This is a genomic window from Pseudomonas sp. PSPC2-3 (assembly GCF_049898265.1).
Taxonomy (GTDB): Bacteria; Pseudomonadota; Gammaproteobacteria; order Pseudomonadales; family Pseudomonadaceae; genus Aquipseudomonas; species Aquipseudomonas veronii.
On record NZ_JAFCXJ010000001.1, the window covers coordinates 472,550 to 496,608 of the forward strand.

Annotated in this window: 18 protein-coding genes and 2 pseudogenes; 6 read left to right on the top strand and 14 right to left on the bottom strand. The window is 65.1% G+C overall.

Features of this window, described 5'->3' with window-relative positions; all coding sequences use genetic code 11:
- The first annotated feature begins 1 nt into the window (after window position 1).
- The 5 genes from exbD to ACP7E3_RS02275 all read left to right on the top strand — a co-directional run bounded on the left by exbD (window position 2) and on the right by ACP7E3_RS02275 (window position 5,885).
- Window positions 2-427: a TonB system transport protein ExbD gene (exbD, locus tag ACP7E3_RS02255; RefSeq protein WP_017846064.1), complete on the top strand. Its 426-nt coding sequence runs from the start codon at window positions 2-4 to the stop codon at window positions 425-427.
- Window positions 424-1,173, top strand: a complete 750-nt coding sequence (locus tag ACP7E3_RS02260; protein ID WP_017846065.1) for a TonB family protein — start codon at window positions 424-426, stop codon at window positions 1,171-1,173. Before exbD ends, ACP7E3_RS02260 begins: the two co-directional genes overlap by 4 nt.
- Window positions 1,174-1,402: 229 nt before the next feature.
- Complete coding sequence (locus ACP7E3_RS02265; RefSeq protein WP_046381642.1) at window positions 1,403-2,323, top strand: hydrogen peroxide-inducible genes activator; 921 nt, start codon at window positions 1,403-1,405, stop codon at window positions 2,321-2,323.
- A gap of 8 nt (window positions 2,324-2,331) precedes the next feature.
- Window positions 2,332-4,407, top strand: a complete 2,076-nt coding sequence (recG, locus tag ACP7E3_RS02270) for an ATP-dependent DNA helicase RecG (protein WP_017846067.1) — start codon at window positions 2,332-2,334, stop codon at window positions 4,405-4,407.
- Between the two features lie 77 nt (window positions 4,408-4,484).
- The gene (locus ACP7E3_RS02275; RefSeq protein ID WP_057004017.1) at window positions 4,485-5,885 is read left to right on the top strand and encodes an aminoacyl-tRNA deacylase and HDOD domain-containing protein; all 1,401 of its coding nucleotides are present in this window, start codon (window positions 4,485-4,487) and stop codon (window positions 5,883-5,885) included.
- 108 nt (window positions 5,886-5,993) lie between these two features.
- On the opposite strand, the pseudogene ACP7E3_RS02280 reads toward ACP7E3_RS02275, so the two are convergent.
- Window positions 5,994-6,107 (bottom strand): annotated as a pseudogene (locus tag ACP7E3_RS02280) (helicase); the annotation flags it as partial.
- An 11-nt stretch (window positions 6,108-6,118) separates the two neighbouring features.
- Between ACP7E3_RS02280 and ACP7E3_RS02285 the strand changes: the two are divergent.
- A pseudogene (locus ACP7E3_RS02285) lies at window positions 6,119-6,340 on the top strand (histidine kinase); the annotation flags it as partial.
- 108 nt (window positions 6,341-6,448) lie between these two features.
- Here the strand turns inward: ACP7E3_RS02285 and ACP7E3_RS02290 are convergent.
- The 13 genes from ACP7E3_RS02290 to tagH form a co-directional block, all read right to left on the bottom strand.
- Window positions 6,449-6,823 carry a hypothetical protein gene (locus ACP7E3_RS02290; RefSeq protein WP_046385148.1) on the bottom strand — a complete coding sequence of 125 codons (375 nt, stop codon included), beginning with the start codon at window positions 6,821-6,823 and terminating at the stop codon, window positions 6,449-6,451.
- A 124-nt stretch (window positions 6,824-6,947) separates the two neighbouring features.
- A complete protein-coding gene (gene tagQ / locus ACP7E3_RS02295) occupies window positions 6,948-7,877 on the bottom strand; it encodes a type VI secretion system-associated lipoprotein TagQ (protein WP_046381641.1) in 930 nt (309 codons plus the stop codon).
- Between the two features lie 84 nt (window positions 7,878-7,961).
- Window positions 7,962-9,674, bottom strand: coding sequence for a formylglycine-generating enzyme family protein (locus tag ACP7E3_RS02300; protein WP_426122152.1), 1,713 nt, complete (start codon window positions 9,672-9,674; stop codon window positions 7,962-7,964).
- A complete protein-coding gene (locus ACP7E3_RS02305; RefSeq protein WP_057004019.1) occupies window positions 9,667-10,851 on the bottom strand; it encodes an ABC transporter permease in 1,185 nt (394 codons plus the stop codon). The genes ACP7E3_RS02300 and ACP7E3_RS02305 overlap by 8 nt, the downstream gene beginning before the upstream one ends.
- Window positions 10,851-11,555 (bottom strand): ABC transporter ATP-binding protein, encoded by a 705-nt coding sequence (locus ACP7E3_RS02310; protein WP_046381638.1) that lies wholly within the window; start codon window positions 11,553-11,555, stop codon window positions 10,851-10,853. The genes ACP7E3_RS02305 and ACP7E3_RS02310 overlap by 1 nt, the downstream gene beginning before the upstream one ends.
- The gene (locus tag ACP7E3_RS02315; RefSeq protein ID WP_426122155.1) at window positions 11,555-14,542 is read right to left on the bottom strand and encodes a protein kinase domain-containing protein; all 2,988 of its coding nucleotides are present in this window, start codon (window positions 14,540-14,542) and stop codon (window positions 11,555-11,557) included. Before ACP7E3_RS02315 ends, ACP7E3_RS02310 begins: the two co-directional genes overlap by 1 nt.
- Window positions 14,539-15,258: a PP2C family protein-serine/threonine phosphatase gene (locus tag ACP7E3_RS02320; RefSeq protein WP_046381636.1), complete on the bottom strand. Its 720-nt coding sequence runs from the start codon at window positions 15,256-15,258 to the stop codon at window positions 14,539-14,541. The genes ACP7E3_RS02315 and ACP7E3_RS02320 overlap by 4 nt, the downstream gene beginning before the upstream one ends.
- Window positions 15,259-15,912: a type VI secretion system-associated protein TagF gene (gene tagF, locus ACP7E3_RS02325; RefSeq protein ID WP_017849971.1), complete on the bottom strand. Its 654-nt coding sequence runs from the start codon at window positions 15,910-15,912 to the stop codon at window positions 15,259-15,261.
- Window positions 15,909-19,409 carry a type VI secretion system membrane subunit TssM gene (gene tssM, locus ACP7E3_RS02330; RefSeq protein ID WP_046381635.1) on the bottom strand — a complete coding sequence of 1,167 codons (3,501 nt, stop codon included), beginning with the start codon at window positions 19,407-19,409 and terminating at the stop codon, window positions 15,909-15,911. The genes tagF and tssM overlap by 4 nt, the downstream gene beginning before the upstream one ends.
- Window positions 19,406-20,695: a DotU family type VI secretion system protein gene (locus ACP7E3_RS02335; RefSeq protein ID WP_017849973.1), complete on the bottom strand. Its 1,290-nt coding sequence runs from the start codon at window positions 20,693-20,695 to the stop codon at window positions 19,406-19,408. The genes tssM and ACP7E3_RS02335 overlap by 4 nt, the downstream gene beginning before the upstream one ends.
- Window positions 20,696-20,701: 6 nt before the next feature.
- Window positions 20,702-22,036 carry a type VI secretion system baseplate subunit TssK gene (gene tssK / locus ACP7E3_RS02340; RefSeq protein ID WP_046381634.1) on the bottom strand — a complete coding sequence of 445 codons (1,335 nt, stop codon included), beginning with the start codon at window positions 22,034-22,036 and terminating at the stop codon, window positions 20,702-20,704.
- Between the two features lie 18 nt (window positions 22,037-22,054).
- Entirely contained in the window at window positions 22,055-22,567 is a 513-nt protein-coding gene (gene tssJ / locus ACP7E3_RS02345) for a type VI secretion system lipoprotein TssJ (protein WP_046381633.1), read from the bottom strand.
- Between the two features lie 52 nt (window positions 22,568-22,619).
- Window positions 22,620-23,954, bottom strand: a complete 1,335-nt coding sequence (gene tagH, locus ACP7E3_RS02350; RefSeq protein ID WP_079444939.1) for a type VI secretion system-associated FHA domain protein TagH — start codon at window positions 23,952-23,954, stop codon at window positions 22,620-22,622.
- Window positions 23,955-24,059 lie beyond the last annotated feature (105 nt).

Consider the following 24,059-nt stretch of genomic DNA (forward strand, 5'->3'; position numbering starts at 1 on the left):
CATGGGCCTGCATTTGAATCAAGGCGACGACGAACTCGTCGAGAACCACGAAATCAACGTCACGCCGTTTATCGACGTGATGCTGGTGCTGCTGATCATCTTCATGGTGGCGGCCCCCTTGGCCACCGTGGATATCAAGGTCGACCTGCCCGCCTCCAGCGCCAAACCCGCGCCGCGGCCGGAGAAACCGATTTTCCTCAGCGTCAAGGCGGACCAGCGCCTGTTCCTGGGCGAAGAAGAAGTCAAAGCCGAAACCCTGGGGCCGGCGCTCGACGCCAAGACCCAAGGCAAGAAAGACACGACGATCTTCTTCCAGGCCGACAAAGGCGTGGACTACGGCGACCTGATGAGCGTGATGGATGCCCTGCGGGCAGCCGGCTACCTCAAGGTCGGCCTGGTCGGACTTGAGACGGCAGCCAAAAAATGATCACGACGCGCCACAAACTGACGCGTTATGGCACCAGCCTCGCCGTCGTGCTGGGCGTGCATGCCATCGCGATTGCCATCGCGCTCCACTGGTCGGCGCCGCGCACGGTCCAGCTGCCACCGGCGGCCATGGTCATCGACCTGGCGCCGATGCCCGCACCGCCGCCGCCGGCACCGCCCAAGGTGGTCACGCCGCCGCAGCCGCCCGCCCCGGTGGAAGAGCTGCCGCTGCCGAAACTGGCCGAGGCGCCCAAGCCGACGATCCAGGTGCCCAAGCCGGTCAAGCCCAAGCCGAAACCCCAGCCGCCCAAGCCGGAGGAGAAAAAGCCCGAGCCGCCCAAGGAGAAACCTTCCGAGACGCCACCAAGCGACACGCCGCCGACCAATACACCGGCGGAAAAATCGGCCCAGCCCGCACCGGGCCCGTCGCCGCAACAGGTCGCCGCCAAAGCCTCCTGGGAAGGCGCCCTGCTGGCGCACTTGCAGAAATACAAAAAGTACCCGCAAAGCGCGCAGAACAGTGGCAAGGAAGGCATGAATCGCTTGCGCTTCGTGGTCGATGCCGAAGGCAATGTGCTGTCCTACGAGTTGGTGGGCCGCTCCGGCAACGCCGACCTGGACCGCGCCACCCTGGACATGATCCGTCGCGCCCAGCCATTGCCCAAGCCACCGGCCGACATGGTGAAAAGCGGCAGCATCGAGATCGTCGCGCCGTTCGTTTACAACATCGAGAAGCGTCGCCGCTAAAGGCACGCGCAGGGCTATGTGAGAGGGGGCTTGCTCCCGATGACGGTACATCAGTCGACACGTTCTCGACTGACCCATCGCCATCGGGAGCAAGCCCCTTCCCACATCGGGTTTTATCGCTTCAGCAAAATCTCGCACATTCCCCGCTCAATCCTTATCAAAGTTCTGATAACGTGTGTCTATCGATTGCAGCCGGTATGCTTGGCTCGCAACCTCATGGACGCCCGCTATGACTCTTACAGAATTACGCTACATCGTGACCCTCGCCCAAGAACAACACTTCGGCCACGCGGCCGAGCGTTGCCACGTCAGCCAGCCGACGCTGTCGGTGGGCGTGAAAAAGCTTGAAGACGAACTCGGTGTGCTGATTTTCGAGCGCAGTAAAAGCGCCGTGCGCCTGACCCCGGTTGGTGAAGGCATCGTTGCCCAGGCCCAAAAGGTCCTGGAGCAAGCCCAAAGCATTCGCGAACTGGCCCAGGCCGGCAAAAACCAGCTGACCGCGCCGCTGAAAGTCGGCGCCATCTACACCGTCGGCCCGTACCTGTTCCCGCACCTGATTCCGCAACTGCACCGCGTCGCGCCGCAGATGCCGCTGTATATCGAAGAAAACTTCACCCACGTGCTGCGCGACAAACTGCGCAACGGCGAGTTGGACGCGATCATCATCGCCCTGCCGTTCAACGAGGCTGACGTCCTGACCCTGCCGCTCTACGACGAGCCGTTCTACGTGCTGATGCCGGCCTCGCACCCGTGGACGCAGAAAGACAGCATCGACGCCGGCCTGCTCAACGACAAGAGCCTGCTGCTGCTCGGTGAAGGCCACTGCTTCCGCGACCAGGTGCTGGAAGCCTGCCCGACCCTGACCAAGGGCCACGACGGCGCCAAACACACCACCGTGGAATCCAGCTCCCTGGAAACCATTCGCCACATGGTCGCCTCCGGCCTGGGCATTTCGATCCTGCCGCTGTCGGCGGTGGACAGCCATCACTACGCCCCGGGCGTGATCGCCGTGCGCCCGCTCACGCCGCCGGTGCCGTTCCGCACCGTGGCGATCGCCTGGCGCGCCAGCTTCCCGCGGCCCAAAGCCATTGAGATCCTGGCCGACTCGATCCGCCTGTGTTCGGTGGCCAAACCGCCTGCTGCGAGCTGAGCCACTGTATGACTGAGCTGTCGCAGGTGTCGGTGACGGCACTCAAGGGTGTCGGCGAAGCCATGGCTGAGAAGTTGGCCAAGGTCGGCCTGGAGAACCTTCAGGACGTGCTGTTCCACCTGCCTCTGCGCTATCAGGACCGCACCCGCGTGGTGCCCATCGGTCATTTGCGCCCTGGGCAGGACGCGGTGATCGAAGGCACCGTCAGCGGCGCCGACGTGGTGATGGGCAAGCGCCGCAGCCTGGTGGTGCGCCTGCAGGATGGCACCGGCGGCCTGAGCCTGCGCTTCTACCATTTCAGCAACGCGCAGAAGGAAGGCCTCAAGCGCGGCACCCGCGTGCGCTGTTACGGCGAAGCACGCCCCGGCGCCTCGGGCCTGGAGATCTACCATCCGGAATACCGCGCCATTACGGGCGACGAGCCGCCGCCGGTCGACACCACCCTGACGCCGATCTACCCGCTGACCGAAGGCCTCACCCAACAACGCCTGCGCCAACTGTGCCAGCAGACCCTGACGATGCTCGGCCCGAAAAGCCTGCCCGATTGGCTGCCCGTGGAGCTGGCCCGCGACTATCAACTGGCGCCGCTGGACGATGCGATCCGCTACCTGCATCACCCACCGGCCGACGCGGACGTGGACGAACTGGCCCTCGGTCATCACTGGGCGCAGCACCGCCTGGCGTTCGAAGAACTGCTGACCCACCAACTGTCCCAGCAACGCCTGCGCGAGAGCATGCGCTCCCTGCGCGCCCCGGCGATGCCCAAGGCCACGCGCCTGCCCGCGCAGTACCTGGCGAACCTCGGCTTTGCGCCGACCGGTGCCCAACAGCGCGTGGGCAATGAAATCGCCTACGACCTCAGCCAGCCCGAACCCATGCTGCGCCTGATCCAGGGCGACGTCGGCGCGGGCAAGACCGTGGTCGCCGCCCTCGCCGCCCTGCAGGCACTCGAAGCCGGTTACCAGGTGGCGTTGATGGCGCCCACTGAGATTCTCGCCGAGCAGCACTTCATCACCTTCAAGCGCTGGCTCGAACCGCTGGGCCTGGAAGTGGCGTGGCTGGCGGGCAAACTCAAAGGCAAAAACCGCACAACCGCGCTGGAGCAGATCGCCAGCGGCGCACCGATGGTGGTGGGCACCCATGCGCTGTTCCAGGACGAAGTGCAGTTCAAGAACCTTGCGCTGGTGATCATCGACGAACAGCATCGCTTCGGCGTGCAACAGCGCCTGGCCCTACGCCAGAAAGGCGCGGGCGGGCGCATGAGCCCGCACCAATTGATCATGACCGCCACGCCGATCCCGCGCACCCTGGCCATGAGCGCCTACGCCGACCTCGACACCTCGATCCTCGACGAACTGCCGCCCGGCCGCACCCCGGTCAATACCGTGCTGGTCACCGACTCCCGGCGCGTGGAAGTCATCGAGCGCGTGCGCGGCGCCTGCGCCGAAGGCCGCCAGGCGTATTGGGTATGCACGCTGATCGAAGAGTCCGAAGAGCTGACCTGCCAAGCCGCCGAAACCACTTACGAAGACCTCACCAGCGCCTTGGGCGAACTCAAGGTCGGGCTGATCCACGGGCGTATGAAACCGGCGGAAAAAGCCGCGGTGATGGCGCAATTCAAGGCCGGCGACCTGCAACTGCTGGTGGCCACCACGGTGATCGAGGTCGGGGTGGACGTGCCCAACGCCAGCCTGATGATCATCGAAAACCCCGAGCGCCTGGGCCTGGCGCAACTGCACCAGCTACGTGGCCGCGTCGGCCGGGGCAGCGCGGCCAGCCACTGCGTGCTGCTGTATCATCCGCCGCTGTCGCAGATCGGCCGTCAACGCCTGGGCATCATGCGTGAAACCAACGACGGTTTTGTCATCGCCGAAAAAGACCTCGAACTGCGCGGCCCCGGCGAGATGCTCGGCACCCGCCAGACCGGCCTGCTGCAATTCAAGGTCGCCGACCTGATGCGCGACGCCGACCTGCTGCCGGCAGTGCGCGATGCGGCCCAGGCCCTGCTCGAGCGTTGGCCGGATCACGTCAGCCCGCTGCTGGATCGCTGGCTCAGGCATGGGCAGCAATACGGCCAAGTGTGACGCCTGTTTCACTTATCCGACCAACATTTGTATCAAGCTGGTTATACTCCAAAGACTGTACGAATTTGGATCAGGCCATGTCAGAAGTTGCCCACGCCGCCGCACCACTGACCGCCCCGCCGGTTATTCGGGCGCTGCTCGCGAAACTCTCCATCAGCTACACGGAAGTCGCCGAACATCCGGGCCTGAACCCTGCGCGAAAGATCCAGGCGGTGCTGCTGGAAGATGCGGTGGGCGCGCTCATGGTGCTGTTCCCGCAGAACCAGTTGCTCGACCTCAACCGCCTGACCGAACTCACCGGCCGCCGCCTGACATCGGTGTCGCCGGAACGTATCGAACGCATGCTGGGCAAGCATGACCTCAGCCTGCTGCCCGGCCTGCCGGCGCTGACCAGTTCACCTTGCCTGTATGAAGGCAGCCTGCTCGATGAGTCGAGCCTGCTGGTTCACTCGGGCGAAGCCGGTTTGCTGCTGGAGATCGCCAGCGTCGACTTCAAAACCATGCTGACCAAGGCCAGCGCCGCTCAATTCGGCGAGCCGCTGAGCAACATCCGGCCCAACCTCGACCGGCCCCATGATGACCGCGAGGAAATCACCCAGGCCATGCAGGCGTTCACGGCCCGGCGCATCCAGCAACGCCTGGAAGCGACCATCGAGATTCCGCCGCTGGCCGACACTGCGCAGAAAATCATCAAACTGCGCGTCGACCCCAACGCCACCATCGACGACATCACCGGCGTGGTCGAAACCGACCCGGCGCTGGCCGCCCAGGTGGTCAGTTGGGCCGCCTCGCCCTATTACGCCTCGCCGGGCAAGATCCGCTCGGTGGAAGACGCCATCGTGCGGGTGCTGGGCTTCGACCTGGTGATCAACCTGGCGCTGGGCCTGGCCCTGGGCAAAACCCTGAGCCTGCCCAAGGACCACCCGCACCAGGCCACGCCGTACTGGCACCAGTCGATCTACACCGCCGCCGTCATCGAAGGCCTGACCCGCGCCATGCCGCGCGCGCAACGCCCGGAAGCCGGCCTGACCTACCTGGCCGGTCTGCTGCACAACTTCGGTTACCTGCTGCTGGCCCACGTGTTTCCGCCGCACTTCTCGCTGATCTGCCGACACCTGGAGGTCAACCCGCACCTGTGCCACAGCTATGTGGAGCAGCATTTGCTGGGTATCAGCCGCGAACAGATCGGCGCCTGGCTGATGCGCTACTGGGACATGCCGGACGAACTGTCCACCGCCCTGCGCTTCCAGCACGACCCGTCCTACGACGGCCAATACGCCGAGTACCCCAACCTGGTGTGCCTGGCCGTGCGCCTGCTGCGCAGCCGGGGCATCGGCTCCGGGCCGCACGAAACCATCCCCGACGAGCTGCTTGAGCGCCTGGGCTTGAGCCGTGACAAGGCTGAAGAAGTCGTGGCCAAGGTGCTGGATGCCGAGGTGCTGTTGCGCGAATTGGCCTCGCAGTTCAGCCAGGGCTGAATCGGTAGCTTGTTAGATCGCTATCGGGGGCAAGCCCCCTCCCACATTTTGATCTGCGAACACGGTCAAGTGTAGGAGGGGGCTTGCCCCCGATGAATCCACCTCGGTCTACTTCTTTTTCTTCGGCTTCAAATACTTGGTCAAGCCCTGGAACCAGATCACCAGCGCCGGGTTGCCCTTGATCTGGATCGACTTGTCCTGAATCCCCGTCATGAACGCCAGGTCTTTGTCACCCAACCTACGACGGCCAATACGCCGAGTACCCCAACCTGGTGTGCCTGGCCGTGCGCCTGCTGCGCAGCCGGGGCATCGGCTCCGGGCCGCACGAAACCATTCCCGACGAGCTGCTTGAACGTTTGGGCTTGAGCCGTGACAAGGCTGAAGAAGTCGTGGCCAAGGTGCTGGATGCCGAGGTGCTGTTGCGCGAATTGGCCTCGCAGTTCAGCCAGGGCTGAATCGGTAGCTTGTTAGATCGCTATCGGGGGCAAGCCCCCTCCCACATTTTGATCTGCGAACACGGTCAAGTGTGGGAGGGGGCTTGCCCCCGATGAATCCACCTCGGTCTACTGCTTTTTCTTCGGCTTCAAATACTTGGTCAAGCCCTGGAACCAGATCACCAGCGCCGGGTTGCCCTTGATCTGGATCGACTTGTCCTGAATCCCCGTCATGAACGCCAGTTGCTTGTTCTTCGCCTGCATCGTGGCGAAGCCATAGGCGGCGTCTTTAAAGGCAATGGCGAAGGCCGGCGCAGGGTGGACACCCGAGCGGCTGGTGATGCGCTGGTCTTTGACGATGAAGTGACGGGCAACCTTGCCGTCGAGGGTCTGCAACTGGAACGCCAGGTCTTTGTCACCCAACTGCTGCTGGAACGCAGGGTTGGTGCGGCTGGCTTTGCCCATCATCAGGCCCAGTACCCAGAGGAGAAGACGAAATTTCATGCACACGGCCTCGGTGTAATTATTGAGTGGCCGCAGCAGTGTAACGAATTGCCGAAAGAACGCCACCGATCTCGCGCTTTAGCCGGAGATCGGTTGGCGTTTACCGCTTATAGCAACAACTTGCTTATACGTTAGGGCACGGTACCGGCGCCCAGTCGGCCAGGTTCGGATCGCGGCAAGTGCCTTCGATCTGTGCTTTACCGGCGCTGGCGACCTTCTTGCTTTCATCTTGCTTGGTCTGGGCAGTCTGGAAGGTTCTTTCGGTGGCGACCGCTTCTTTCGGCACCACAGGCAGCGGCGGACGCTTGGTCACGACTTTGCTGGTCAACTTACCTTTCTTGGCCGGTACGACCGCCGGAGTGGCATCCGCTGTCGCCACGGTGACCACGTCGTTGCGCTGCACGCCCACCTGTTGCAGGTCTTTCTCGTAAGCCTGGGTGTAGTTGTTCAGGTCTTCGCTGGCCTTGCCGTTGACCGCGACGATCAGGTCATTAGATTCCTTCAGGCCGGAGACGATTTCCGCCAGGCGCTTGCGGCCTTCGGTGTCGTTGACGGTCTTGGCCTTACGGTCGGCCACCAGCTTGGTGAACGCGCTCTGGTAGCACTGCTGGGAGGCCTTGGCGTAGGCGGTGCTGCGGTCGATGTCGGAGGCGCTTTTATTGACGTCGGCTGCGTAGGAGCCAATACGCTGGTTGTCATCGGCGATCTGCTTCTGACGCTCGGTGTAGTAACCCGCCGCGCCGCCAGCCAGGGCGCCGCCCGCGGCACCGATTGCGGCGTTACGGCCGCGCTTCTCGGAGTCGCCGGTCAAGGCGCCGAGCAATGCACCGCCGGCAGCGCCGATGGCCGCGCCGGTGACGACCGACTTGGTCATGTCCGAATCGGTCGCGCGCAGGTGCTGCACCGGCTCGTAGCAGTTCGGGTAATACTCGACCTTGGTGCTCGACGCGACTTTGGACGTCGGCGACGTGGCACAACCAGTCAACACGGTGCTGAAACCGGCTGCGATCAGCAGCAAGTGACGCTTGGAAACCGCCTTACGGGAAAAAAGCATAGGTGTGTTCTCTTTTAAGTTTGACTTGCCCAGCACGGCCCACCGCCGCCTGAGTCCCTTCCAAGCTCGCTCTATAGCCAACGATCAAGACCGCTGACCACTGGCTGCGAGCAATTCCTTCAAGATCGTTGCCGGGTCGGCCCGCTGTTGCTTGCGGTAGTTGCCGACATGGCGAACGAACAGTGTCGCGCGCGTCACCAGGCTTTTGCCGAGCACTGGCTTGCGATCCAACTCTTCCTTGATCCGTTGAAACTGCGCCTGGATCACCGCATCGGTGTAACGCGTGCCGGTGGCCAGGTTGTCGATATAGATCGCCACTGCGCCGTCGAGGGCGCTGCGCCCGTTGGCAATGGCTGCGGCAAACAGCTGCGCGCTGGCCTCGTCCTTGGCGTCCACGGCCTGCTGGCGGCTCTTCTGCAGATTGGTCAGGCGGATGTTGTAGTTATTGATGGTCTCGGCCACCAACGCCGCCGACTGAATCAGGTTGCCCGCCGCTTCTTCGCGTTGCTGGGCGATCAGCGAGACGTTGCGCTTGAGCTCTTCGTTGACCAGCCCCAGCTCGGCTTGCAGGCGTGGGTCGACGCTGGCGGCGATGATGCTGTCCAGGCGCTTGGTCGGGTCCTGGGCGTCATCGATGGCATCGGTCAGCGAGGCCAGGCGGCCTTCTTTCTGCCACTGCGCGAACAGCTCCTTGTAGCGCGAACGCGGTGCCGACAGCGCGCCGATCGCCACGCGAAAACCGGTGGTCTCGTTGCTTTGCTCGGTGCCGTCGGTGGCGAACAACGGGTACTCGCGGCGCATGCCGGTGAACAGCGTGCCTTCGCCCTCCAGGTAATTGCCGCCCTTGACCACAAAGCCGCCATAGGCGCCCTGGCGACGCCCGGCGTGTACCAGCTGGAAGGATTCCTGGACCATTTCCGCCGCGTTGCCGATCACATCGAACAGGCCGATCGGGTTGGGCAATTTGGTGCCGATGGGCATCAGCCGCGCGGCCTGGCCGGTGCCGCCGGCGACTTGGTTGAACACCGCCCAATCGGCCAGCGGGCCGTCGCTTTCGCTGCCTTCGATGCGCCGCGGGAACAGGCGCCCTTCCATGTCCTGGCGGCTCACGGCCTGGGCCCCGCGTGCGGCGAACTCCCATTCCACTTCGGTGGGCAGGCGCACAAAACCCAGGCCGCCGTCGTCCGCCGAAGCACCACGCCCGCTCACCGGCAGCAACTCGCGGTGGTATTTCATCAGCCAGGCGCTGTACACCGCCGAGAAGCGTTCGGCTTCAAAGCGCGACAGCTTGACCTTGGGCAAACGCCCGGCCATGCCGCTGGGCGCATCGCACGCGGGCGCCGGTTCGCCACTGGCCAGCGATTGCGCCTGGGACATCACCAGGGCGTATTGGCGCGCGGTCACTTCGTACTTGCCGATGAAGTAGAGCATCGGCTTGAGCGGGGTCTTGGCGTCGGTCTTCGGCATCAAGGGCGTGATGACGTTGTTCCAGTCTTTCGGCAGGTCCTTGAGGCTGAACTGGCCGTTGATGAAGTCGCGGCGATAGCCGGAAATGAACGACTGCTGATAGCCCGCCTCGCCTTCGGCAAAGGGGTAGCCGAGGCTGATCTCGCGGTCGTCCAACGTGCCTTGGGCCAGTACATAGACGTAGCGGAACACCATGTTGCCTTCGCACGGCAGCGGCAGGCTGACGTCGTCTGGCAACGGCTTGGGGTTGTCGAGCTTATCGCTTGCCTCATCGGCCCACGCCAGTGAGGCCAGGCTCAGCGCCAAGGCGGCGCCCAGTAACTTATACATCTCGGATTCCTTCAGAAGCCTGGATACGCGCCACGCGCCAACCGCCACACGCTGCCGCCACGGCGCTGACGCCGAGCACAGCCACCAGGGCCAGGCCGTAATGACGCGCCAGCAGGTGGCTGGCGTGTTCGCCCGGCACCTGCACGAATAATTGATTCAAGCCCGCCTCGGCCAGGCCATACAGACCCGCACTGAACACGGCGGCCAAGCCGGCGCTGTAGAGCGCCTGCAGCACCACAAACAGCAACAGCGCGGCGGTGGAAAAGCCCAACAGGCGCAACACCGACAACTCCCTGCGCTTGCGCGCCACGGCGGCCAGCGCCCCGGCGAAGATCGCCGCGAACGCCCCCGCCAAGGCCAACCCGGCGATGATCCAGAACACGATCGACAGGTTGCGGCTCAACGACTGCACCTGGGCGATGCTCAATGCCTGGGTCGCCACCAACAGATTCTGCCCGGCGAAAAACACCCGCAGCGGCTCCACATCGGTGAGGTTGCGCGCATACAGGCGAAACGCCGGATACACCCGCTGCTCACCCGCGCCGACCGCGTCGCCGTCCCAGCCCAGCGCTGGCACGGCACGGCCGTCGCGGTAGTCTTCCACCGCTTCCAGCAGGCTCAATTCAGCAAACAGGCCGTCGCGGGCGAAGGCTTCCAGCGGCAGTACCGCGAGCACCTGCAAACGCGTGCGCCGGGTTTCGACGCGCCCCGCGACCTGGCGCGCAAAGCCGGTTTCCAGCCAATCCCCGGGCCGCGCCGCGAGCTTCTCGGCGGCGGTGTGGCTCAGCACGATCTGCGCCAGGCCCTGGGGCACTGGCAAACCGTTGAGCAGTGGATCGCCCGGCGCGGTCGGCAGCATTTCCAGGGTCAATGTGCCCACCTGCGCGGTCGCCGCGATCTGCCGCGTGCGCGGGATGGCGAACGCCACATCGCCGCGCTGGCCCAACTGCTCGACAAAGGCGCGGCTGAATCGACCACCGCCCAACGGAATAATTTCACGGGTGGCCGGGTCGTTCTCCAGGCGTTCGGTCAGACTGCTGACCAGCCCGAACTTCAGGCCGAACAACACCAGCAACGGCGCGACGACGGCGACCAGCGCCAGCACCGCGCAGGCCGACAGCCACGCATCGTTGCGGTAATCCTGCCAAGCCAGGGAAGCCACCAGACCGAGGCGCATCAGCACACCTCCCCGAGGGTGGCGGTGATGCCGCCATCAGTGTCGCGACGGCAAGCGATACGGCGCACCTGCAAGCCGCTGGCGCGAGCCAGGGGTTCGTCATGGGTGGCGATCACGCAAGCGGCGCGGTGTTCGCGAGCGCGGGCCAACAGCGCCTGCATCACCCGTTCGGCGTTAAGCGGGTCGAGGGACGCGGTCGGCTCATCGGCCAAGACCAATTGCGGCGCATGGGCCAGGGCGCGGGCGCAGCTCACGCGCTGGCGTTGGCCGACCGACAGCGCCGCCGGCTTCTTGGCCAGTTGATCGCTGATTTCCAATTGCTCGGCCAGGCGCGCCACGCTGCCATCGTCCTTCAACCCCAGCAGTTGCCGGGATAAGGCGATATTGCTGCGCACATCGAGAAAGCCCAGCAAGCCGCCGGTTTGCAGGACATAACCGAGGTGCCGGCTGCGCAGCTCGGCCAGGGCGGTCTGCCGATCAGCGCGCCACAACCCGCCGATATCGGTCTGATTGAATTCGAAGCGGTCCACCTGATCCGGCGCGAGCACCAGGGCCAGCAGGTCGAGCAAGGTGCTTTTGCCGCACCCGCTCGGCCCGACAATCGCCACTTGCTCCCCCGCGCGCAGGTGCAACGCCGGAATCACCAGGCTATAGCGCTGGGCACCGACGCCCCGGCTCTTGTGTACCGCGTTCAGGTTCAGCATTACGGCAGCGTCGACAAAGGGACGCGGTACAACGCATCGCCCGGCTCGGCAGCGCCGAAACGGACCCAGTTGGCCAGGTCATTGTGGAAGGTTTCATAGAGGCGGATCTTCGAATCCAGCTCGTCGATAAAGTCTTCCTGCTCGGCCACGCTCAACGACAGCCATAGATCCTGGGTCATGTTCAGCGACTTGCTGCGGTACGGCAGGCCTTCCAGGTATTCGCCGAGAATGCCGCCATCGGCTAGGTTGCCACCCTTGCGCAGGGCCTGCGGGTCGCGGCTCATATAGGCCGAGGCGCTGGCGATTTCCTGGAAGAAGTCTTTGGGCGAGGTCTGGGTTTTGCGGGCGGCGTCGACGATCAGTTTCAGCGACTGCTGCAGGTCGTTGAGCTGCAATTTGGTCAACATCACGCACACCTGGAACGCCGGCAGCGCCGGGTTGGTCAGGTCGCGGTCGGCGGTCCAGGCGCTGACCAGTTGCGGCGCCTGGCTCGCGGCTTTGCGCCCGAGGAAGTCCATGTGCATGGCGTAGCCGATGGCGGCGGATTTATCCGCCAGGCTTGGCGCGGCGCTCAGCAAGGGCAGCGGCTGCGGCTGCGGCGTGTCATTGCGTACCTGATGCACCAGGTTGGCGAACACCGTGCCGATCTCATCGACGCGCTCGCCCAGCTTGCGTACATCGCCACCCGGCACCTTCGTATACAGGTCGCCGATCTGCGGGTTGGCGTCGGCAGTGAGGACGCGGTACTGGCTTTCGGCGCCGGCGTGGGTTTTCTTGCCGGCGTCGGTGCGCAGGTGCAGGGCGTAGATCTTGATCTGCTTGCCCAGCGCCGCCTGGCGCACTTCGGCTTCGTTCATCTGGGTGGCGGCGAACGGGTCGTTCTTGCGCAGCGCGCCAGCGTCGGTGACCAGCAGGATGATACGGCCGCCGTAGCCGGACCAGTCCATGCCCTCCACGGCCTGCATCACCCCGGCAAACGCGTCCTCGTTGAAAGAGTGACTGGACACGGTCGACGCCTTGACCCCGCGCGCCAGGTCGAGGAAGCGCTGCGGGTCGCGGCCCTGGTCGAGGGTGATCAGGGTCTTGGCCACGTATTCCAGGCCCGGGGTTTTCTTGATGCTGTTGCGAAAACCCACCAGGCCGAAGCTGACGCTGTCCAACTCGCCGCGTTCGGCGATACGGGTTTGCAGCTCGTGGACCACATCGCGGATCTGGTCGATATACGGCTGCATCGACACGGTGGTGTCGACCACCAGCACTACCGCCGTGCGGAAGGCATCGGCATTGGCGTTGATCAGCGGGGTCGCGGGCTTGGTGACCGCGCTGCTGCCAGGGTCGATGGACGCGACGTTGAGCAACTGCACCGGCTGGCCGTTGTCGTCGAAGCTCTCTTTGGAATCGAAGATCGGCAGCAGGTAGAACTGGTTCTGCGGCACCGCGCTGGCGGCCGGCTCCAGGGCCAGCACCTGACCGTTGTCGTCGCGGTTGTTCTGCGCCTTGGCCAGCACGCCTTTGGCAGCGGCGGGGTCGGCCAGCAGCTTTTCCACTTCGCCGGATTGGCGCAGGAACATCACCGGCGCCCGGCCGGAGCGTTCGGTGAACTTGAGCACCAGGCTTTGCTTCCAGTCGCTGACCTGGGCGGCCGGCAACCAACCGTCGCTGCGCCCATCGGTGGCGGCGCCGACGCGCAGCCATGGGCTGCCGTCGACGTCCTTGCGCTGATACACATAGAGCACGGAAAACGCCGGCAGAGCTTTGCCTGGCGCGCTGCCGGCAGCGCTGGCGAGTTTCGCGCCGGGTTTGCTGAGCACGCGCTGGAACAGGGTTTTCTTGCCCGCCATCAGCAAGGGCCGTTGACCGCCGTCCACTTCGGCGACCGCCACCGGTGGCGTCACTGATGGTGTCACCTTGGGCACTGTCGCAGCCGGTGGCTTGGCAGGCTGATCACTGCCGCTCAACCACCAGTAACCCGCGCCACCTATGGCCAAGGCAACCGCCACCGCCACGGCGGCCAACGCCAACACCGGCCCACGGCGCTGCTCGGACACCGTGTGCCGTGGGGTTGGCGGCACCACCGGCTGGCGCGCCGGTTGCGGCTTGTCGGTCGGGATCTCGATGGATTGCGGAGTGATGCCGGCCAGATCGAAACTCAGCGGAATCGGCAACGGCCGCACCTGCGTGGCGTCCGGCGACTCGGTCGGCAGTTGATCCAGCGCCAGCAGCAACGCCGCCGCATCCGGGAAGCGCTCATTCGGGTCCTTGGCCAACAGTTTGCGCAGCACGTCCTGATAACGCCCGTGATGCAGCGGCAGTTCCGGCAGCGGCTCGGTCAGGTGGGCCAAGGCCGTGGAGAGCGCGTCGGTGCCGTTATAAGGCAGCTTACCGACGAGGATTTCATAGAGCACCACGCCCAGCGCATACAGGTCTGCGCGGCCATCGATTTCCTGGCCACGCGCCTGTTCCGGGCTCATGTAGCTCGGCGTGCCCACGGCGAAACCGGCCTGGGTGAACTGGGTGCGGTCGTCCAGGGATTTGGCGATGCCGAAGTCCGACAGCACGGCGGTGCCGTCGGCGCGGAACAGAATGTTCGCCGGCTTGACGTCGCGGTGGACCAACCCCTGCGCATGGGCATAACCCAGCGCCGAAGCGATCTGGCGGATCAGCGTGAGGCCCTGCTCCGGAGTGAGGCCGGCGGCGATGCGCTCCTTGAGCGTGCCGTTGGGCAGGTACTCCATGGCCATGTAATACAGCTCGCCGACATTGCCGATGTCATGGATGGTCACCGTGTGCGGGTGCGACAGCCGCGCCAGGGTCTTGCCTTCGCGCAGGAAGCGCTCGCAGAAACTCGGGTCCGCCGCCAGCGCCGCCGCCATCACCTTGAGCGCGACCTTGCGTTCCAGCGAGCGCTGGGTCGCCAGGTACACGCTGGCCATGGCGCCTTCGCCGATCTCGCCTTCGATGTCGTAGCCCGGGATCACGATGTTCATGCCGATACCTTCACGACGATGGCGGTGATGTTGTCCGGTGCGCCGCGGTTCAACCCCAGGTGGACCAGGCTGCGCACGATTTCATCCGGGGCGTCATGGCTGAGCACCTCGCGAATCTCGTGGTCCTCGACGGTCTTGTTCAGGCCATCGCTGCACAGCAGGTAACTGTCGCCGGGGGCGATCAGCAGGTCGACCACCGCCAGTTCCAGTTGGGCTTCCACACCGATGGCGCGGGTGACGATGTTGGCGCGCGGATGCACACGGGCATCGGCCTCGCTGAGCAGGCCGCTGTCTTGCAGGTCTTGCACGTAGCTGTGGTCGCGCGAAATGCCGTCGAGCACGCCGTCGCGCAGGCGATACAGGCGACTGTCGCCGGCCCACAGGCACACGCCGCGCAAGCCGCGTGCGGCGAACACCACCACGGTGCTGCCCATCATGGTCACGCCACGGTTGGCGGTTTCTTCACGCACGGCCGCGTTGATGCGGATCAGGTCGTTGCGCAAGGCCGCCGAGTATTCCTCGAGGGAACGTCCCAGCGGCACACTGCGCAGGCTGTCGACGATCAGGCTGCTGACGTAATCCCCCGCGGCGTGCCCGCCCATGCCGTCGGCCACCACCCACAGGCGATTCTCGGGCAGGTCCAGGCACGCGTCTTCATTGACCTGGCGAACCATGCCCACATGGCTTTTGCTCGCGGATTTGTACGTCGACCCCATCTACATCACACCTTCTTGTCCGAGCAAAAACTGCGCAAAATCGCTGGTGGCGGGCAGGCCCTGACACCGCAATAAACCAGGGGAAATCGTCTGCGAACCCCGCCCCCACCACAGGCTGGCGCCTTCGCAGGCCTGTTCGGCGAGTGCGGTCATGCGCGCATGGGGCTCCGTGGCGGCGACCCGCTGCAGCCCGGCGAAACGGCTGTCCACCGCGCGCGGTTCCGTCGCCGGCAAGCCCAGGCAGTCGAGGCCGGCGTTGAAATTCTCGAAGGTGGCACCGGCATCCAGGGTGCCGAGCAACAGCTCTTCGGCCTCTTCAAACCAGCGGTCCGGGCCGCCCACCAGGGACGCCGGATTGGTGTCGTGATCGAGCAAGGCGACCACGGCCAGCGGAAAATACCGCCCGACCCGGTCGATGCTCGGCATCACCACGCCCGCCGCCGCGTTCGGCCCGCACACGCCGGGCGCCAGCACAAAGCGCCACAGCGGGCTGACCAGATACACGTTGAGCCAACCGGCGCCGAGGCTGTGTTGACTGGCGAGCAGGCCCGCCGCCAGCCAGCTGTCCCACGGGCCGATAAAGCTCTGCGGCAAGGCGCGGCTGACAAAATCGCCGCGACTGGCCAACTTGCCGTAGAAGCCCAACGTCGTCATAACCGCTCCGGCAGGCTGAAGCCACTGAGCACGCGGCTCTTGAACGGGTTGAAGGCGCTGTTGGCACGCAATTCGTAGGCGATGCTCGCACCGTCGACCCGCAGGCGCAGGTTGAAGCGGTCCGGCGCATTGCCGGGCGTGAGGTCCGATTGTTCCAGCAGGCGGAACCAGGCCCACGGGCCGTCCAGGGTCACGCCGGAGCGACCGCTGGCCGACGGCGGCATGATCGAAATACGCACCACGCCAATGCTGCCGGGGTTCGGCCATTGCATCGCCACCGGGCGGCTCGGGCCGTGGTCGTAGCTCAATTGCTGGCCGTCGAGGTCGAGCAGGAACTGGGTGATGCTGGCGTCCATCGCCACCGGCTTGAGCTCGAAACGCACGATCGGCTGAGTACCGCCTGAGCGAAAGAACGCATCGCGGATCGTCGCCGCGCGCTGGAAGGTTTGCAGCACACCCGGCGCAATCCCGAGTTTCTGCGCCGCGCCCGGCTGCCAACGCCAGGTCTGTGCGGAGGTATCGACGTAGGGTTGCAGGTATTTGCGGAAGTAGTTATCCATCACCCCGCCCACGCCGAAGAACTGGCCGAAATCATCCAGGGTGGCGTCACGGGCGCTGCCCGGCGACATCGGATAACGCCCGGCCAGGGACTGGCGATACACGTTCACCACTTCGCTGACCCAGGCCGCGTTCAGCTGGTTGCGCACGCCGCCCATCATGCTGTTGGTGGTCGAGTTGACCACCGACTTGACCATGCCCTGCACCAGCGGCGGCTGGCGCTCGGCGTTCAGGCTGACCCGCGTGGCCGCCGCTGCCGCCTGGTTCTTGGCCTCACCGAGCAAGGCATCGCCGCTGGCGCCGACCATGGCGCTGACTTGCACGTACAGCGCGTTCATATCCGCCAGCAGGCCGTCGATGGCCGCCGGCTCGCCTTCGTTCTTGCTGACGATGCTGTTGAGCTCGGCGAAGTGCGCGGTCACCGGGTCGTCCGCAGCAGCCGGCGCATCCGCGTTCGGTTGCGCCTGGCCGAGCAGGTTGCCCAGGCGTTCCTTGAGCTTGTCCACGCCGCCTTCGACCGGCACGCCCTTGGCCGCCAACTGGCGTTCCTCTGCCTGCAAGTCGGTTTCCCTGGCCACCGCCACCAGCAGTTTTTTCAGCGGCGAGGTCGGCCCGGAAATCACCCGCAACACGTCCGCCGCCTGGGCCACGCTGGTGATCGGCACAAAGTCGATGTCGGCGAGCAACGCATCCCACTGACGCTGGTAGTCCTGGAAGTACAGGCGGCGCACGTCGGCGGCCAGGCTGACCACGTTCTGCTGGTCGGCCTGCTCATGGCCGAGCACCCATTGCTCTTCGGCCAGGGTGCCGGTCTGGTTCAGGCTGCTCAGCAGGAACGCCTGGCGATAGCCCTTGGCGGTGAAGAAACCACTCAGCGGCTCGCCCAACGGCTTGCCGCTTTTGCGGCTGAACACCAATGCGGCGTCGCGGCCGGCGGCTTCGTTGAGGCGGAAGTCCGGAATGCCGTCGGGCAGTTTCTGGCGTTTGACCCGGTCATACACGCGCTGGGCCACCGGCAGTTGTTGCAACTGCCGACGCAGGTCGTCGATCAAGCGCGCATCGAGGCGTGCGCTCGGCGGGTGACGTTCGAACAACGCCTGCAAGTGTTCGGCCAGCGCCTGGCGCTGATCGGCGGGTAGGTCGCGTGGCAGGTTGCGGTCCCAGTCGAGGGCGATCCAGGCCTTGATGAAGTCCGCGTCGTAATGCTCGGTGTCGGCGAGCATCAGGTAAGCCTTGAGGCCTTCGTAGAGGAAGTCGGAGTTACCGCCGCCGTGCAGTTGCTCCTCGATGCGCGTCACCAGGCGCGGCGCGAAGACGGCGATTAACAGCTTGCGGTAGACGCTGGCGGATTCGGCTTCGAGCATATCGCCCTGATACAGGCCCAGGCCCTCGGACCAACTTGGCGAATCCCCGGCGAGGTGTTTCACCGCGTTGAGCAACGGCAACACGGCGAGCACTTCGCGCTGTGCCGGGCTGAGGTTCTGTACGGCCTGGCCCAGGGGCGCGACCTTCTGGTCGACCTGGGCGATATACGCCTGGTTGGCGCGATAACTGACCCACCACAGGCTGCTGACCACGATCACCAGCGCCACGGTGGCCGCGAGCACGCCGCGTGCGATCCATTTGCGCCGCCGCTCGACCTGCGGGTTGACGCCCACCAGCCCGCGCTCGGCAAAGGCGACCGCGCTGAACAGTTTCTCGATGAAGTAACTGCGCCCGCTGCCGCTCTGGCGTGCCAAGTGCTGGCGGTCCAGGTTCATGCTCTGGGCCATGGTGCCGATCAAGCGATCGATCGGGCTGCCTTCCTGGGTGCCGCTGGTGAAGTACACGCCGCGCAGCAAGACGCGCTCTTCAAAGGCGTTGGGTTTGAACACGCCTTCGAGGAAGCTTTGCAGGCAATCTTTCAATGCGCCGAACTGCTGCGGGAAGCCGTAGATCAGGTCGCGCCGCGCCGGGTCGCGTTCCTGTTGCAGGCGTTCGACCAGGCGTTCGTTGAGGCGCTGTTCGAGGCCGGCGAATTCGCTTTGCAGGTGCGCCAGGGGGCTGTCGCTGTGCTTGCCGTCGTCCAGGGCAAAGGTCATGCCCCACACCTGGGCGCGTTCTTCCTTACTCAGGTTGTCGAAGAACTCCATGAAACCCGGCACCAGGTCGAGCTTGGTCAGCATCAGGTAGATCGGGAAACGCACGCCCAGCTGGGTGTACAGCTCCTGGATACGCAGGCGAATCGCCGCCGCGTGGGCAGCGCGTTCGGCTTCGCTGCCCAGCAGCAGGTCCGACAGGCTGATGGCGATAAAGGCGCCATCGATCGGGCGGCGCGAGCGCTGCTTTTTCAACAGGTCGAGGAAGCCCAGCCAGGCGGCTTTGTCCACCGGGGAGTTGCTGTCCTGGGTGGTGTAGCGGCCGGCGGTATCGAGCAATACGGCCTGGTCGGTAAACCACCAGTCGCAGTTGCGCGTGCCGCCGACGCCGCGCACCGCCCCGGCGCCCAATTGGGCAGCCAGCGGGAAATGCAGCCCGGAATTGACCAGCGCGGTGGTCTTGCCCGAACCCGGCGGGCCGATGATCACGTACCACGGCAGCTCGTAGAGGTTGCGCCGCTCATCCCCGCCGAGCTTGGCTTTTTTCAGCAGGGCCAGGGCTTCGTCCATGCGCTGGCGCAGGCTGGTGAGTTCTTCGGCGGTGGCGACGCTGTTGGGGTCGGCCGGGGTTTGCGCGGCCAGGCTGCGCATCACTTCGGCGGCCTGGCGACGGGCCTGGAGGATGCGGAACACACGGTAGGCGAGCCAGGCCGCAAACAGCAGGACGATCAGCGCCCAGCGCCGCCCTTCGGGCACCAGCACGTCGAGCAGGGGCCCGACAAACCAGATGATCAAGCTCAGGGCGATCAGGCCCAGCAACGGGATCACCCAGCGAATCATGAAACTGAAAAACGCCTTCACTCGACGCCCTCCGCGAGTACGGTGATTTCAACCCGACGATTGCGGGCTCGGCCTTCGGCGGTGGCGTTGGTCGCCACCGGCTCGGTGTCGCTTCTGCCCTCGGCACTGAAGCGATCGCCCTGGCCGGTCTTGGCCGCGAGGATCTCCAGCACCGACTTGGCCCGCGCTTCGGACAAGGCCCAGTTGGACGGGAAGCGCAGCGTGGCAATCGGGCGGTTGTCGCTGTGCCCGGTGACGCGCACCTGGCCCTTGACTTTGCGGATCGCGTCGGCGATGCGCAGCATCAGCGGCTGGTAGTCGTCGACGATGCTGGAGCTGGCCGACGCAAAGAGCTCATCACCGCGGATCGTCACGACGGAACGGTCGACCTTGTCTTCCACCGCGACGCGACCGGCCTTGATGTCTTCCACCAGAAAACCGGCCAGGCGCGGGCGCTCGATCACTTTCGGCTGCGCCACGGGGCGGTCGATGGCCTGCACCGGGATCTCGCCCAAGGCATGGATATTCTTGAACACCGGCTCGGCGTCTGCGGCCAGCTTCAGGCGCAGGCCGAACAGCAACGCCAGCAGCAGCGCCAGGCCGATGGCCACGGCGATCCATGGCGGCATGAACTGCGCCAGGCGATCGCGCGCCACGGTGACGCCGCGCCAGTGCGGCGACAGCTCGCGTTCGTGGTCGCCCCGGGCGCTGCGAATCGCCGCGGCGGTACGTTCACGCAGGGCTTCCAACTGGCTGCGACCATCGTTCATCACGCGGTAGCGGCCTTCGAAACCCAGGCACATGCACAGGTACAACAGTTCCAGCAGGTACAAGCGCTCGCGTGGGCTTTGCAGGCAATGGTCGAGTAGCTGGAAGACCTTTTCGCCGCCCCAGGCTTCGTTGTGAACGGTGATCAGCAGGCTCTGCTTGCCCCAATCGCTGGTGCTGCCCCACGGCGTGCTCAACACCGCCTCATCCAGTGCGGTACACAGGGCGTAACGCGCCAGCAGCACTTCGTTGCGCGCCACGCCAGCAGCTTCGGCGCGCTCTTCGAACTGGCGCAGATAGGCCAGCAACTGCGCACGCAAACTGGCCGGCGCCGGGTGGGCGATGGTGTTGCGCAGGCGTGTCAGCAAGGCCAGCAGCGGGCCGGCGGCGCTTTCCAGCGGGTTCAGGCCGTGGCTTTTGCCGGTCAGGATCGGCGCGGCCGGCATCGACAGCGGCGCCGGTTCGGCACGCGCGGGTTCGGGCGCACGGCCACCCGGGCGCGGCATGAACTGGGTGCGGTCATCATCATTGGGGTGCATCGCGGATTATCCTCGGATCGCCCAGAAGGCCAGGTTCAAGCCCGGGAACTGCCCGGCGATATGGAAGGCGAAGCCGCCGGAATTGCTCAACTGCTGCCAGTGCTCGCTGCCCCGGTCCAGCTCGTAATAGGTCGAGCCTGCGTGGTACGGCAGTTGGCGCGGCGCCACCGGCAACGGCAGCAGGCCAATGCCGGGCAGTTGCAGGTTGACCAGGTCGCGAATGTGCTCCACCGAGCCGACTTTGCTCTGCTGGCCGAAGCGCGCGCGCAGGGTCTCGCCGGGCACATCGGCGCGTACCACGAGGATGAAACTGGCGCTGTCGATCAGGGTTTTGTCGGCGAGCATGGCCACGTGGATGCCGTAGGCTTTCTCGACGATCGGGATCGGCGTGGCCTTGCTGTCGATCAACATCGACAGCGCTTCACGCAGGGCCTGCATCACCGGGGCAAAACTCAAGGCCAGGTCGTCGTGCTGGTACTGCGGGTATTCCTGGGGGCGCCGGCCGGTGGTGGAGAAGGTAGCGAACTCACCGGCCAGGCTGACCAGTTCGCTGAACAACCGCTCCGGGTGCAGCGGGCTCAGTTGGCTGAGGTGCTGGATCAGCGGCTGGGCACGGTTGACCAGTTGCAACAGCATGAAGTCGGCAATCTCCGACGCGCCGCCCGCGCCCGAGGCGACCACACGCCCGGCCAGGGCTTCGCCGCGCTGGTGCAGCAGGCCGAGCAGTTCGCTGCGAAACGCGGTCAGCGGTTTGCTCGCGGCCACATCGAGGACTGGCGGGATGTAGCTGTCGTCGAGGACCAGCGCACGGTCGGCGCGTTTTTCCTTGATACGCACCAGGCCGATCGCGGCGTAATCGCTGATGCCGTCCTGCGCGGTCAACAGGCGCAGCGCACGGGAGCCGACGGCCACCGGGGCGCGGTTCTCGAACGGTGCGTTGTCGTCACGCACTTCGCGCACCTGGCTCACGTAGCGGGCGGCGCCAAGCGCTTCGCCGTCGTCGACGGTGTCGCGGGCCCCTGCGCGCTTGAGCGGCAAGGCCAGGTAGACGAGGCCGTCACGCAAGCTATCGTCGATATTCAGCGGGCTGGGCGCCAAGTCATCCTGGGGGATATTGAACGGCGTGCCGTCGGGCAACAGGCCGCGTGCCGACACAATCGCCAGCTTGCCCTGGGCCAGCAGGCCCTGATCGATCAGCAGCTCGGAAAACCCCCAGGCCCCGGCCGACAACGGGCGACTGCGGGCGTCGATCAGGTTTTCCAGGTAACGGTCATGCTGCTGGAAGTGCTGCGTTCCGATGAACATGCCTTCCGACCAGACCACGCGATTGTTCCAGGACATGAGGGCTCCGATTGCTTGTTATTGGGCTGGGCTGGATGGGGAAACCACGACGTCCGCACGCACGGCGCGCACATCGAGGCTGATCTGGTATTCGGTGTATTGGCGCGGCGGCACGTTGAGCACCGTGCGCCATTGCGCGCGGTCCAGCTCGCGGTAGCCCACCAACAGGCCGATCTGGCGGGTGGACGGGTCGAGGTCGCGCTGGATGCTCAGCTGCTGGCCGGGCTGCACCATCACTTCGTCCTGGTCCAGCAGGTCGAGGCCGAGGGTGGATTGCGCACGGTCAGCCAGGGCGAAGTAATCCGAACGGCCGAAGGTGGCGGCGTTTTTCAGTTCGAAAATCCGCACCCGCACCGGGGCGGCCTGGCCGTTGGCGCCGGGGTTGAGCCCGGCAATCGCGTGAAAGTGCAGCTCGACGGCAGCGCTGTTCGCTTCAACCTCGGCGGCGCTGGCCTGGGGTTCGGCGACATCCTTGGTACACGCCGCCAGCATCAGCAGGCTGGCCACTGCGAGTAAAAACCTGGGAATCATCCTTCGTCCTCAATGACGTACTTAGCTTTCCGTTTTATCCATGCGTTGCGGCTCAGCGACGCTGGCGTGCGCTGTGCTCTTCGTAGGCTCGGCTGAATTCGCGGCCGAACAGGTCCTGGAAATCTTCCTGGGCCTCGCGGGAAATATTGCTGTAGAGCTCGGTGAACTGCTGCCAGTACTGGGCCTGGCGCGAGCCGCTGAACAGGCTCGACAGCCCGCCGGGCTTGCCCATGCGTTCTTCCAGCTGCGCCGGTTCGAAGCGGCTGAGCAGGTGTTTGATCGCCGCTTCCACACCGGCCATCACCGCCAATTGGTGAGCGCGCAGGTCGTCGAAACTGTCGCGCACTGCAATGTCCGGTGCCATAAACGCTTGGTTGCCATGACGCAGCAGCAGCTGTAGCGCTTCGTCGGCATTCGGGGCGAATTTCAACGGATTGTTTTCCGCGGGCTGGATCATCGTCTGCTGCATGCGGAATTCGCCCTTGAGGCTGGCGCGGGCACGCAACACGTCGATCAGGCCTTCGACCATCAGCCGGTAGCTGCGGCCGATGCTTTCCATCTGGGCTTCGGCCTGGGCCCTGTCCAGGCGCAATGGGTCCAGGCCGGCGCCGCGCAGGAAGGCGTGCAAAAGATCGGGTTGCTGGGCGGCGGCCACCGGGAGCACAGGCTCGACCACAGGTGGCGGCGCGATCACCGGCGCAGGCGGTGGCGGTGGCGGTGCGCTGACCACCGGCGCCGGTGTGTCGCCAAACAGGTCCCAATCCTCAGGGATGACCGAGCCCGACGCGGCAGGCGGCTCGACCACCGGCACCGGCACGGCCACCGGGGTCGGCGGGCGGAAGTCGTGTTGCTCGGACGGCACATGATCGGCCACGGTCGGCGGCGGCACGGCGGTCGGGCTGAGAAAATCGAAGAGGTCCGGCAAGGTGTCCATCGACGACGCGCCCTGGAACTGCGGCGCGATCACTGGCGTGGCTACCGGCTTGCTGGCGACGGCGCCCATCAGCGCTTCAAAACTGTTCGGGGAATCCCCGGCAAACGCCTGGCTATCCACGGCCTGTACGTTGAAATCGATGCGCGCCTGGATTTCGTAATCACCGATGCGGATCAGCTCGCCATCCTGCAACGGCTCGCTATTACCCCGGCGCAGACGGATGCCGGCGTTAACCAACTCCACACCGTTTGTACTGTTATCGGTTAAATAATAACGACCATCTTTGTATTGAATTACGCAATGTTTCGAGGACACCAGACGCTCAGGATCAGGCAATACCCAGTCATTATCCGAGCTGCGGCCGATAGCCATCGAGCCCTGGTTCAAGGACTTTTCGGCACACTGCCCAGGGGTAATCTTGTGATAACTAGTGATAGTCAAACACAGCGACATCTTGCCTCCTTGCTGATACTTCGCGCGCAATCGATTCCCGGCGAGCGCCTTTCCCGAGAGATCGCGCCAGGCGACGCAAACCACGGTCATAATCTGCTTTTTGCC

Coding starts and splice junctions, on each gene's coding strand:
- ACP7E3_RS02335 (WP_017849973.1), bottom strand. CDS start 20,695: ATGCACCCCAATGATGATGACCGCACCCAGTTCATGCCGCGCCCGGGT.
- ACP7E3_RS02260 (WP_017846065.1), top strand. CDS start 424: ATGATCACGACGCGCCACAAACTGACGCGTTATGGCACCAGCCTCGCC.
- tssJ (WP_046381633.1), bottom strand. CDS start 22,567: ATGATTCCCAGGTTTTTACTCGCAGTGGCCAGCCTGCTGATGCTGGCG.
- ACP7E3_RS02265 (WP_046381642.1), top strand. CDS start 1,403: ATGACTCTTACAGAATTACGCTACATCGTGACCCTCGCCCAAGAACAA.
- tagQ (WP_046381641.1), bottom strand. CDS start 7,877: ATGCTTTTTTCCCGTAAGGCGGTTTCCAAGCGTCACTTGCTGCTGATC.
- tagH (WP_079444939.1), bottom strand. CDS start 23,954: ATGTCGCTGTGTTTGACTATCACTAGTTATCACAAGATTACCCCTGGG.
- ACP7E3_RS02305 (WP_057004019.1), bottom strand. CDS start 10,851: ATGCGCCTCGGTCTGGTGGCTTCCCTGGCTTGGCAGGATTACCGCAAC.
- tssK (WP_046381634.1), bottom strand. CDS start 22,036: ATGTCCTGGAACAATCGCGTGGTCTGGTCGGAAGGCATGTTCATCGGA.
- ACP7E3_RS02310 (WP_046381638.1), bottom strand. CDS start 11,555: ATGCTGAACCTGAACGCGGTACACAAGAGCCGGGGCGTCGGTGCCCAG.
- ACP7E3_RS02300 (WP_426122152.1), bottom strand. CDS start 9,674: ATGTATAAGTTACTGGGCGCCGCCTTGGCGCTGAGCCTGGCCTCACTG.
- ACP7E3_RS02290 (WP_046385148.1), bottom strand. CDS start 6,823: ATGAAATTTCGTCTTCTCCTCTGGGTACTGGGCCTGATGATGGGCAAA.
- ACP7E3_RS02320 (WP_046381636.1), bottom strand. CDS start 15,258: ATGGGGTCGACGTACAAATCCGCGAGCAAAAGCCATGTGGGCATGGTT.
- tagF (WP_017849971.1), bottom strand. CDS start 15,912: ATGACGACGTTGGGCTTCTACGGCAAGTTGGCCAGTCGCGGCGATTTT.
- ACP7E3_RS02275 (WP_057004017.1), top strand. CDS start 4,485: ATGTCAGAAGTTGCCCACGCCGCCGCACCACTGACCGCCCCGCCGGTT.
- exbD (WP_017846064.1), top strand. CDS start 2: ATGGGCCTGCATTTGAATCAAGGCGACGACGAACTCGTCGAGAACCAC.
- recG (WP_017846067.1), top strand. CDS start 2,332: ATGACTGAGCTGTCGCAGGTGTCGGTGACGGCACTCAAGGGTGTCGGC.
- ACP7E3_RS02315 (WP_426122155.1), bottom strand. CDS start 14,542: ATGAACATCGTGATCCCGGGCTACGACATCGAAGGCGAGATCGGCGAA.